The sequence below is a fragment of the Rhizomonospora bruguierae genome, assembly GCF_018397995.1.
Classification (GTDB): domain Bacteria; phylum Actinomycetota; class Actinomycetes; order Mycobacteriales; family Micromonosporaceae; genus Rhizomonospora; species Rhizomonospora bruguierae.
In genome coordinates this window covers 1-10,724 of the sequence record NZ_BBQH01000104.1, presented here as the reverse complement: position 1 = coordinate 10,724, position 10,724 = coordinate 1, and the positions used below count along the sequence as shown (strand labels likewise).

The 10,724-nt window shown below is 70.3% G+C and carries 10 protein-coding genes; 3 read left to right on the top strand and 7 right to left on the bottom strand.

Translation table 11 applies throughout. The features are described from left to right. The first annotated feature begins 746 nt into the window (after window positions 1-746). Together KJS59_RS29780 and KJS59_RS29775 are read left to right on the top strand one after the other, a co-directional pair. Window positions 747-1,586, top strand: coding sequence for an alpha/beta fold hydrolase (locus tag KJS59_RS29780; RefSeq protein WP_213457192.1), 840 nt, complete (start codon window positions 747-749; stop codon window positions 1,584-1,586). Between the two features lie 49 nt (window positions 1,587-1,635). Further along, a complete protein-coding gene (locus KJS59_RS29775; protein ID WP_213457190.1) occupies window positions 1,636-4,113 on the top strand; it encodes a tetratricopeptide repeat protein in 2,478 nt (825 codons plus the stop codon). A 4-nt stretch (window positions 4,114-4,117) separates the two neighbouring features. Here the strand turns inward: KJS59_RS29775 and KJS59_RS29770 are convergent, their stop codons facing one another. Genes KJS59_RS29770 through KJS59_RS31625 form a run of 4 tightly spaced genes read right to left on the bottom strand, consistent with a single transcriptional unit; the run spans window position 4,118 to window position 6,678 of the window. After that, a complete protein-coding gene (locus tag KJS59_RS29770; protein WP_213457188.1) occupies window positions 4,118-4,507 on the bottom strand; it encodes a hypothetical protein in 390 nt (129 codons plus the stop codon). A gap of 40 nt (window positions 4,508-4,547) precedes the next feature. Continuing rightward, entirely contained in the window at window positions 4,548-5,165 is a 618-nt protein-coding gene (locus KJS59_RS29765; protein WP_213457186.1) for a gamma-glutamyl-gamma-aminobutyrate hydrolase family protein, read from the bottom strand. Further along, window positions 5,162-6,397, bottom strand: coding sequence for a bifunctional folylpolyglutamate synthase/dihydrofolate synthase (locus tag KJS59_RS29760; RefSeq protein ID WP_213457184.1), 1,236 nt, complete (start codon window positions 6,395-6,397; stop codon window positions 5,162-5,164). The genes KJS59_RS29765 and KJS59_RS29760 overlap by 4 nt, the downstream gene beginning before the upstream one ends. A gap of 44 nt (window positions 6,398-6,441) precedes the next feature. Beyond that, complete coding sequence (locus KJS59_RS31625) at window positions 6,442-6,678, bottom strand: beta-lactamase family protein (protein ID WP_249715136.1); 237 nt, start codon at window positions 6,676-6,678, stop codon at window positions 6,442-6,444. 113 nt (window positions 6,679-6,791) lie between these two features. On the opposite strand from KJS59_RS31625, the gene KJS59_RS31620 reads away from it, so the two are divergent. Further along, window positions 6,792-6,998 (top strand): DUF4291 family protein, encoded by a 207-nt coding sequence (locus KJS59_RS31620; RefSeq protein ID WP_376771304.1) that lies wholly within the window; start codon window positions 6,792-6,794, stop codon window positions 6,996-6,998. A 214-nt stretch (window positions 6,999-7,212) separates the two neighbouring features. On the opposite strand, the gene KJS59_RS29750 is transcribed toward KJS59_RS31620, so the two are convergent. From KJS59_RS29750 to KJS59_RS29740, 3 genes are all read right to left on the bottom strand, one after another. After that, a complete protein-coding gene (locus KJS59_RS29750) occupies window positions 7,213-7,515 on the bottom strand; it encodes a helix-turn-helix domain-containing protein (RefSeq protein ID WP_213457182.1) in 303 nt (100 codons plus the stop codon). A 706-nt stretch (window positions 7,516-8,221) separates the two neighbouring features. After that, window positions 8,222-8,386: a hypothetical protein gene (locus KJS59_RS29745; protein ID WP_213457180.1), complete on the bottom strand. Its 165-nt coding sequence runs from the start codon at window positions 8,384-8,386 to the stop codon at window positions 8,222-8,224. Window positions 8,387-8,714: 328 nt separating this feature from the next. Then, window positions 8,715-10,724, bottom strand: a 2,010-nt coding sequence (locus KJS59_RS29740) for an ATP-dependent nuclease (protein ID WP_213457178.1), incomplete at its 5' end; no start/stop codon positions are given.

Here is a 10,724-nt window from a genome sequence, read left to right as displayed (position 1 = left end):
CTAGCCCGCGCATCGAGCGTGCGCGCCGCGCCGGAAGGCTTCGGGTAACCTAGTGGATCAGCGGGCCGTTAGCTCAATAGGCAGAGCTGAGGACTTTTAATCGTCAGGAATGGGCCTTTGTTGCCGTTCTCGACGGCCATTGAGCAGGCAAAACGCTGAGGTGCGCCGTCCACTGTGGATCCAGGGCGCTCGATAGGCGCTCGTCTGTTTTTAAGCGGTTAAAGATGCCCTAGTCTGACTGGAGGCGTTGTTGTCCGATCGTGTCCGCAGGACCACGCTTGTATCGGAAGGCGGCGAGTCGCCAGCCGCGCCGGAAACGATTCCGCGCCGGATCGGTCGATGTGCTTGTCGAGGAACCGTCTTCTCGATCAGACCTTCTGATCCGTAGGAAGATGCCCGGGGCCCACTCTCCCACGAATACCCTCTCACCAAAGAGTACCGACTGTAAAGCCCTCCGTCCAGACGGAGGGCTTTACGTATCCGCTGGTCCAGGCGGTGAACTTGCTGGCGGCGCACGGACGGACAGCGCCGGACGGCCCGCTGTACTGGTTCAGTTCCGGTTGTGCTGGCTGGCGTCGCTACGTCCGAGCACCACCGGAGCACCACGCGATCACCGGAAATCCGGCCGATCGCCATCATGACCGCACGCCTGGCTGCCGGAGCGAAGCATCGGGTCGTGTCCGCCCGAGGCCAGCAGTTCTATCCCCCCGCGGTTACTCCGGTCGTGGACTGTGGCGGACAGCAGCATGCCAGGTACTGCTGCAATCGCCGGCACCGGCAGCCCGATCGTGCTACTGCACGGCTTCCCGCAGACCCACCTCATGTGGCGGCACGTCGCCGCCGACGTCGCCGCCGACCACACCGTCATCGTCCCGGACCTGGGCGGCTACGGCGCCAGTGACAAGCCCGCCGACACGGACGGCTCCGGCTACGCCAAGCGCACCATGGCCGCCGACATCGTGGCGCTGGCCCGCGAACTTGGCCACGACCGCTTCGCCCTGGCGGGCCACGACCGCGGCGCGCTGGTCGCCATCCGCGCCGGCCTCGACCACCCCGCCGCCGTCACCCACCTGGCCTCGCTCGACGTGCTGCCCACCCTCGACATGTGGGATGTCATGCGCGGCGTCACCGCCACCGTCGGATTCCACCTGTACCTCATGGCCCAGCCCCCGGGCCTGCCCGAACAACTCATCGCCGGCAGCCCGGACGCGTTCTTCGGCCACTTCCTCGACATCTGGACCCGCGACACCTGGACCCGCGGCTCAGAGGCGATCCCACCGGAGATCCGCGCCGAGTACCTGCGCGCCTCTCGCGAGGCGATTCCTTCGATCGTGGCCGACTACCGCGCGTCGGCCGGCATCGACGTGGAGCACGACCAGGCCGACCGGGCGGCGGGCAACAAGCTTCGGATGCCGGTGACCGTGTTGCAGCAGGACTGGGGCGCGGCGCTGGGCTTCGACGCCGAGGGCTTGTGGCGCGCCTGGGCGCAGGACCTGGCGCACCGGACGGTGCCGTGCGGGCACTTCATGGCCGAGGAGGCGCCGGCCGAGGTGGTCAAGGAACTCCGCGCTTTGCTGGCCAGGTAACGGCGGAACGACCGACGGCAATCGCATCGAGACGTGGGAAAATGTCCGGGTGGGCGAGTTCACCGGGCGCGACGACGTCGACGGCGACGCGTTCACCGACCGGCAGGCCGCCCTCGATGCGTTCGACCGGTTCCTGGCGGACGGGAACGCGCGGGTCCTCATCTACTGGGGCCTCGCCGGGCAGGGCAAGTCGGCGCTGCTGCGCGAGCTGGTCCGTGCGGCGCCGCCCGGCCGCCGCCGGGCGCTCATCGACCTGGACGGGCTGCTCGACTTCGACGACCGCCGGACCGCCGCGTCCGACCTGATCGAGGTCGTCGTGCGGCGGATCGGCGACGTCCTGCTCGACGGCCGCGGCCCGCGTCGCATCCGGCGCCGGTACCGGTTCAACAGAGCGCTGCGCAAGGCACGGCCGGCGGCGCGCCGCGACAAGGTCGACGTGGCGCTGACCGCCACGAACGGCGGCCGGATCAGCGGATCCCACATCAACGTATACGGCGGCACCGGATACGGCGGATCAGGGCGGGCGGCGGACGCGGACTACCACCGGGACCTGCTGGCCGCCATGACCCGGGCGCTCGCCGGGCTCCGCCGCCCGGACACCGTCCTGCTGTTCGACACCACCGAGCGGCTCCGCTATTTGGACGACAGTACGATCTTCGAGCGGTCGTCCAGCGCGGTGCGGCACTGGTTCGTCGCCGAACTTGTCCCCCAGCTCTGCGCCGCGGTGCCGGACCTCAAGATCGTCCTGGCCGGCCGGGAGGACGTGCGGATCCCGAGTTCGATCGAGGCGCGCTCGGTCGAACTGACCGAGTGGAGCCGCGAGGACACCACCGAGTTCCTGCGGCGGCGCGGCGTCACCGCGCCGGAGGTGGTCCGCGCGGTGCACGACTACTGCCAGGGCGTGCCGGTGTGGACCAGCCTCATGGCGGACCTGTACCGGGAGCGCGGCGGCGACCTGTCCGAGGCGTGGCTGGCGACCGCGTCGCGCAACCGGCTGGCGGGCGAGTGGCTGCCCCGCGAGTTCCTGCGCCGGCTGGCGCCCGAGCGCCGGGCGGTCGTGCTCGCCGCGTCCGTGCTGCGCGTGGTGCGCAAGGAGGCGATCGAGTTCCTGCTCGGCGACGATCCGCGGCCGGCCGGCGCGAACTGGTATGCGGAACTGCTCGAACAGTCCTTCGTGCGGACCGCATACGGCGTCGACGGCAGCCGCGAGAGCCGGGTGCACCAACTGGTCCGGGCGGCCGTGCTGGAGTACCTGCGGCACGACGAGCCGGCAAGGTTCGACGCCCTGCAGCGCCGCGCCGCCGAGTACTTCACCGGGCAGGGCGCCTTCCTCGACGAGGCGTACCACCGGTTCGCGGCCGGCGACACCGCCCTCGCCGACGCCTGGCGGGACCGCATCGGCTCCGCCCTGGGCCGGCGCGAAAGCGGCGCGGTCCTCACGCTCACCACCGTCGTCCTCGCGCCGGAGGTCACCGAGCGGCTGACCGGGGTGGCTCCGGAACTCGTCGGCCACGCCGAGTACGCGGCCGGGCAGATCGCGTACCACCAGGGGCACCCCGACGAGGCCGCGCCGCTGCTCTCCCGGGCGCTGGACCGGGACGCGGGCGAAGACGCCGGCTACCGGGCGGCCGCGCTGGAACTGCTCGCCGACATCGCGCTGCTCGGCGGCGACCTCGACGCGGCGCAGGCGCGGTACGCGGCCGAACTGTCCGTGGCGCGCCGCCTCGACCAGGTCGCCGAGCAGGTGGGCGCGCTGTCCGGGCTCGGCGACGTGGCCCGCCGCCGGCGCCGGCTGGCCGAGGCGACCGAGCGGTACGAGGAAGCCCTCGCGCTGGCCCGCTCGCACGGTCACCACCTGCGGCACGGAAAGATCCTGCGCACCCTCGGGCGGGTCGCCATGCAGCAGGGCGACCTCGACGCCGCGGAGACCCGGTACCGCGCGGCGCTGGCCGAACTGGACAAGACCGGGGACTCCCTGGAGCGGGCCCGCACCTTGAACGCGCTCGGCGAGTTGGAGACCCAGCGGGGCGACTACCCGCGGGCGCTGGAGTGGCTCGACCAGTCGCTGGCCATCTGCCGCTCGGTGGCGAACCCGCACCACGAGGCGAACGGCCTCCTGCTGGTGGCCGACGCGCTGGTCGGGCTCGGCGATCCCGGCCGGGCGGTGGAGCAGTACGACGCCGCGCTGCGGATCTTCGACCGCACCGGCGGGCTGCTCGGCCGGGCGCGGGTGCTGCGCGGGCTCGGCGACGCGGCCATCGCGCAGCGCGAGGCGGCCGTCGCCGCCGAGTGGTACGGCCAGGCCGGCGAGGCCTTCCGGCGGGTCGACGGGCGCCTGGGCGAGGCCCGGGCCGCCTACGCCCGGTGGTTCGCCATGGCCAAGGCCGACGCGCCGGGGCACCAGGAGGCCCGGGTCGCGGCGGACCGGCTGCTCGTCGAGTCGCACAGCGACGATCTGCGGCGCCGGGTGGCGGCGCAGGTCGAGGCGCTGTGGATCAACGGTCGGGGGCCGCGGGGGCAGGACTGACGGCTCAGTCCGTCGTGATGGTGCTGTCCTCGATGACGCCGTCGTCGCTGGTGACGCGGACCCGACCGGTCTTCGCGTCAACCGTCGAGCCGCGGATCACCCCGCGGTTGCTCGCCCCCTCGGCGATGTGCGCGCCACGCCTGGCTCGGAGCCTGCTGCCGGAGATGCGGCCGCCCGCGCTCGCCGACTGCGAGACGGTCGCGTCGTCGCGTTTCGCCGGGCCGGCGCCGAGCACCGCGATGGCCACCGAGGTCGCGGTCAGGCCGACGACCGCGGCGAACGCCACCCAACTCCAGCCGTCCGTCCAGACGTTGACCACCGCCGAGGTCGCGATCGTGGTGACCGCGCCCGCCGCGCCAACCAGCGCCGGTCCGGAGAGGACTTTCCTGGCCATACGCACCACCGATATCCGTAGCCGGCTCCCTTGCACGGTATCAGCGGCCGGCCAGCCCCAGAGCCCTCGCGACGAGTCGCAGGTCCCGGTCGTCGAAGGCGGATCGCCGCTCGGGGTGCCACATGATCCCGGTCAGCGCGTGCGAGCGATGCGCGACGTGCTCGACCACCCCGTCCACCTCGGCCAGGGCCTCGAACTCGGCCGGCACCGCCCGCGCCCCCCACCGGTGGTGGCAGCGCACCTCCCGAACCACACCCGCCACGGCGAACTCGTGATCCACGCCCAGGTGACCGTCCACCCGCACCAGGTCGCCGCCGTAGTGGTCGACCAGGAACTGCATGCCGCGACACACGCCGAGCACGGGAACCGCGCCCGCCAGCGCCCAGCGCAGGAGGGTGGCCTCGGTGGCGTCCCGCGCCGGCGACTGACCGGCGCACCGGCCGATCGCCTCACCGCCGGAGAAGACCAGCGCGGTCACGCCGAAGTACGCCACGTGCCGCAGCGCCAGCGCGGGCTCGTTCGGCAGGGGCAGGCAGATCGCACCGATCCGGTCGAGGAACTGATGCCAGCGGATGTCTAGGGCGTCCCGCCGCTCGCCCTGCTCCAGCGTCGGGGGCAAGGCCCGCTGGGTCACCCCGACGACCACCATTCCGCTCATCGCCGGCGCTCCGCCGGCCGGCCGCCCCACGCCGCGAGCAGATGTCGGACCTGGCTGACGAGGTAGAGGGATCCGGTCACCACCACGGGACGCGGCGCCGCCACCGCCCGCCGGACCGCCTCCGCGAGATCCTCGACGCATTCGGCTGACGGCACGCCGGCCGCCCGCGCCAGGGTGGCGAAGCCGACCGGCGACAGGGATTGCTTGACCGGCACCGGCGCCAACCGGAACCGCGGGACGATCAGCCGGACCCCGTCGATCCGGGCCAGTTCGGAGCACGTCTCGGCGACCCGGTCACCGCTGGTTCGCACCATGTTCGCCACGACGGTGAGCCCGGCCGGTCCGTGATGAGCCAAGGACTTGCGCAGCCCGGCCATCTTCTGCGGATTGTGCGCACCGTCCAGCAGCAGTTCCCGGCCCGCCAGACACCAGCGCTCCATCCGCCCCGGCGGCTGATCCCACGCCGCCGCCGCGAGGTCGGCCCCGTTCAGTTCCGGCATCGCGTGCAGCCGTGCGACATGCCGGTAGGCGGCCAGCGCGAGGGCCCAGTTCCGCCGCTGGAAGTCGGGCAGGTCGCAGGGCGGGCTCAGCGCCCCGTCGACATACTCCACAGTGGCCTCCCGGCCCGCCGCTGTCGCCGAGATGACGGACTCCACCACCGGATGCTGGCGGAGCGCGACCACGTGGCAGCCTTGCTTGATGATGCCCGCCTTGTGCACGGCGACCTCCGCCAGCGAGTGGCCGAGCCGGCCGACGTGGTCCAGTCCGACATCGCCGATCACGCAGACCTTGCCCTCGGCCGGCAGCAGGTTGCTCCGGTCGTGCAGCCCGCCGACACCCACCTCGACCACGGCCCGCTGCACGCCCACGCGGTCGAACACCCACCAGGCGAACGCCGTCATGACGTCCAGGAAGTTGACCGCACCGCGGACCCGGTGGGGAACCGCGTCCAGAAAGGCCGTCAACTCGCGCAGGAACGTGTCCGGGTCGATCGGGCCGGCGCCGACCTGCACCCGGTCGGTGACGGCCCCGACGTGCGGCGAGACCGACAGGCCCGGCGTCCACCCCGATCGGACCAGCAACGAGCGCAGGAAGTAGCAGACGGACGTCTTGCCCGACGTCCCGGCCACGTGAAGGGTCCACAGCCGGCGATGCGGCGCCCCGACGGCTTCGAGCAACCGGCCCATCCGCTCCAGCCGGTCCGCGAAGCTCCCGGTGACGGGTTGCCGCATGAACGGGATCAGAAGCCTATCGGCCTCGGCCAACGCATCCGGCATCACGGCTCCCCACCACGGCGTGCTGGGAGCCTACCGAGGCGGAGCAACCGGCTGGCCGCTTCGGCGACCGCGGCGTGGAAGTCGCCGAAGCCGTCCCCGGGGCCGGCCATGGCCCGCTGCGTCAGCAGCACCGCGACCGTCCCCCGGCTCGGATCGACGCGCACCGTGGTGCCCGTGCCGCCGTCCCAGCCCCAGCGCCCTACGCCCGGGCCCGGCCCGGTCGCCGCGATGTCCACACCGGCACCCAGACCCCAGGAGACGCCGGGGCCGAGGAGCAGTGCCAGCCCGGTACGGGTGCAGTGGGACCCCGGAACGATCGCTACGGCTCGGTGCCCTGGCGTACCGGTCGTTGCAGATCGGTCTGTCCGGTGAGGCCGCCGACCGGCACGTCGACGACTGGAGCGTCACGATCACGGACGTCACACCCACCGTACGCACGATCCACACCCTGCTGTCTTACGGCGACGAGGCCACCGCGCGGGCACTGCTGCCCGTCGAGGCCCCATACCCCTTGCCAGAGTCGATCGGTGCCGCCATCGCTGCCAGCCCAGCCTGATCAGGATGGCCGGCTGACTGATTGCCCGCGGGCGTGGGTTCGGATGCTTGGGGATATCCGAGAGCGGTTCGATGCCTGAGAAGAACGCCCGATCGCATCCGTGTGGCGGTGCCGGCCCGGGATTATGCCGCAAGCGACGGACGGTCCCTGCCTTAACAGGCCGGGACCGTGTGGCGGTTCGCGTCGTCCCGGGATCGTCACCGGGCCGGGGTGGTCAGTGGGTCGGGTGGGATTGGTTGTCCCGCCGGGCGTCGGCGAGTTGGTCTTCGAGGATGATGATGCGGCAGGCTGCCGCCATGTCGGTGCCCTGCTGGCACATCTGGTGGGCGCGGGCGGCCAGGCGTAGCTGGTTGCGGGAGTAGCGCCGGTGGCCACCGGCGGAGCGGTGCGGGTCGATCAGTTTCGCCTCGCCGAGCCGGCGCAGGAAGTCCTGCGAGCAGCCGACGATGTCCGCGGCGCGGCCCATGGTGTAGGCGGGGTAGTTTTCATCGTCCAGCATGTCATCAGGTTGGCCCATGCCACCTCCACAAACGAGGGCCCCGGCGCGGGAAGCGCCGGGGCCCAGGGTTACGGGTCAGAAACACCATCACCGACAAGACTGCCGGTTTGTCATGTCCGCGCCGGGCCAGACAGCCCTGGGCGCGGGGATCGCGTAAGCGTGACCGGAGAACCACCTCTCGTTCGATGGAAACTGCGGTGTCCGCGCTCAGCCCGTCGCATGCGGCCGGCGGCGGGCGATCCAACGGTGTACGGCCCTCCCTTTCCTCTGTCTTCCCTATGTCGAACACTGTGTGCTGTCCGCCGGTGCCTGGCCCGTGATCTCCTGGCGCAGGCACCGGCGGACCGGTACGTCCTGCGGCGGAGCCCTGAGAACTGACACTGGCCCCACCGCGTCGTGCGCCCGAGCGCAAACGCCACGCCCGGGGGTACAGCGGTACTGCTCAACATCCACTTCGTGCTGCTCGTGCCGAGCGGGAGCCTCGTGGAGCCGGCCCCGCTCCCTCGCCCGTCATGGGCGGTCTCGTCAGCGTCTTCTTTGAACCATCGCACTCAACGAGTAGAAAGAGTAGCCAGTAATGGCCAGGATGTCTAGCGGTTGTCACATAGATTTTCTGGGGTCGGAGGCACAATCTCTCGCCCGGGGCGGTCAACTGTGGCGCTCGCACCGGGCGGGACGGACCGGGCTAACGCCTACACCGGACTGTGAAGTCCGAGGCGAACGCTCACCGATACGACGGTGCGTGGTCGACCGGCACACCAGCGGGGAACGAGCCATGCATCGCCGACGCACGTTGCACCGCGTACCGGGCCGTCACGTTGACCAGCGCCGGCGGCGTCGCCTGCCCGATGATGTCGAGGAACCCTGACGAGGACGTGGCGGTCGACACCGACGATCAGACCGGTACTCGTCGAGACGAATCAGGCCCGACCGGACAAGCGGACCGCGCAGGTCCTGCGCGCCCACCGCCTCAGCTCGACCAGCGCCGCGACGCCTCGGCCGACGGCCGCCCAGTGGACCGACTCGGGGTACGTGTTCGTCCGGGCCGACGGGCTGCCGAACAACCGCTGGTTTAGCCGCCCTTGTGCTCGGCGAGCTCGCACATCCGAGCGCCACCCGGATCACCGCCGCGCACCCGGCCGGCGCGGGTGCGGAAGGAGTGGTGGACTCGGCCTCACATCATCACCGGATGGCTCTGACCGCTTTATGAAACACGTTTAGTAGCCAGGGCCGACATTGACATCGGGATCCTGGTTCGCGAGGCGTTCCTGGCGAGTGAGGTCTTCGAGCCGCTGCCGGAAGGACGGGAAGTCGGTGATCGTTCTGGTTGGGTCAGTCCGGAGTGAGAAGTCTCGCCGTAGCGCCGCGATTTTGATTCTGAGGTCGTCGTGGGCAGCAGAGTCGTCGAGGCTACTCTCGATCTCACGAAGACGACTGTCTGCGACCGTGCGAGTTACCCCTTCGCGATAGTCGTCGAGGAAGCCGCGAACGATGCGGCCCATGCGCTTTTCCCGACGGCGTTGAGTTTCGCTGATCTCCGCGTCCTCGAGCAGGTCGGTCAGATCGCTCAAGAGCGCGATGAAGTTGTCCTCCAGCGTCTTGACCTCGGCTGGGCGCCGACCGTCAAGTGGAACGTGGTTGAGATGGCTGACGACTTCGCGGGCGAAGCCGACCTTGTCAATACTCGCGTCGAAGGTCTCGGCGAAGCTGTCTTTGAGGCAGTCCCACAACGGGCGGCCCGAGTCGAGTCGAGTCTTGAGGCCGGCTTCTTTTAGCTTGGCGGCGTCTTCGTCGCCGAGGCCCAGCAGTCGGGTGGCGTAGCTCCTCGCGGCATAAACCGCGATACGTGCAGGAATGAGATCCTCGATCTCGGTCACGTTACCGGATATGGTGGACGCGACCACCTTGATGTCATCGACTGCAGAGGCTGGGCGGGCGGTGGCCCACGTGTCCAGGCAGACGACGAACTTCTCATCCAGGACCGGCTTGCGGTTCGCCTCGCTGCGCCTCAGTTTGCCGACGGCCATCCGGCCGGCGTCGTCACCGTCGAGAAGCGCGACGCACGGGGGCTTGATCGGGTCGCGGCCGCGGGCGAGGTAGGCGATGTAGGGGACGCTGTCGGCGCTGCCGGCGGGCACGATCGTGACTTCGTTGAGGTCTAGCATCCGGGCGACCTCGGGCCGTCGGACGCGCAGTGCGTTGGACATCCCGGCCAGCATCACCTGGTCGGCGGATCCTTCGACGATGAGGTTCTTGCCACCGATGAAGGCGGTCTCGGCCACGTAGCTGCCGAGCGAGGAGCGCAGGGGCTCGTAGTGGGTGCGGGCGACGTCCCTGACGACGCGGGTGCCTTCTTCCTGGGCGCCCTTGTCGAGTACCCGCAGCCGATCCGCGGCGTTCTTGTTAATCAAGAACGGCGAGTGGGTGACATAGATGACCTGGTCAGTGCGCGCTCGGTCGTCGGGTATCGTGAAGTTCTCCAGCACGCGCAGGAGATCCTGCTGGCCGGAGTTCGACAGGTAGGCGTCAGGTTCGTCCATGAGCAGGATCTCGTCGCGGTCCTCGACCGGCCGGTGTGCCTTGAGTTGGACGAAGTAGGCGAGGAAGTGGGTCAGGCCCCGACTGCGTTCCCCGAATGAGTACTCCGCCCCGGTGCGGTCGCGGATGGTGAACACGAGCTCGCGTTCCCGGGTGGTGACGCGTAGCTGGAAATCGCTGTCCTGGCTCCACCAGCGCGACAGGTTGAGACGCCGCTCCAAACTCTCGTTGATCTTGCCTTCGAGGCCGCTGACCTCACCTTCCTTGCCCTCGTTAACGGCCTTCTGAAGCTCCTTGAAGATGCTCTCGTCGACGCGGGCGACATCGACGAGCAGTTTCCTCGCCAGCGCCCGTGCCTCCTGCTGACGCGCCTGCTCGCGGCTCTCCGCCGTCGGGCCGGGGCGGCGGAAGAACGACCACAACCGCTGACCCCATGCCGGCGCGTCAGCGTCGTTGTCGGCATCGGCCTGCTCCGCGACTTCCAGGAACTGACCGCGGACGCGTCGGTCAGCGAGGTTCCCAAGCCGGCCACCCCACAAAGATGCGATCGGCACGCTGTCGGGAACGGCGATGCTGGTGGAGAACCGCAGCACCCGCGGCAGGATGGCTTCGAGCGCCTTCACCTTGGCCGTATCGTCGAGTTCGACGATGTCCTCGTCCGCCACGATGAAGGGATGCCCTTGGCCGGG

What these genes read in the sequence shown, in the direction of transcription:
- KJS59_RS29780 (WP_213457192.1), top strand. Translation starts at nt 747, where the DNA reads ATGCCAGGTACTGCTGCAATCGCCGGCACCGGCAGCCCGATCGTGCTA.
- KJS59_RS29750 (WP_213457182.1), bottom strand. Translation starts at nt 7,515, where the DNA reads ATGGGCCAACCTGATGACATGCTGGACGATGAAAACTACCCCGCCTAC.
- KJS59_RS29765 (WP_213457186.1), bottom strand. Translation starts at nt 5,165, where the DNA reads ATGAGCGGAATGGTGGTCGTCGGGGTGACCCAGCGGGCCTTGCCCCCG.
- KJS59_RS29760 (WP_213457184.1), bottom strand. Translation starts at nt 6,397, where the DNA reads ATGCGGCAACCCGTCACCGGGAGCTTCGCGGACCGGCTGGAGCGGATG.
- KJS59_RS29770 (WP_213457188.1), bottom strand. Translation starts at nt 4,507, where the DNA reads ATGGCCAGGAAAGTCCTCTCCGGACCGGCGCTGGTTGGCGCGGCGGGC.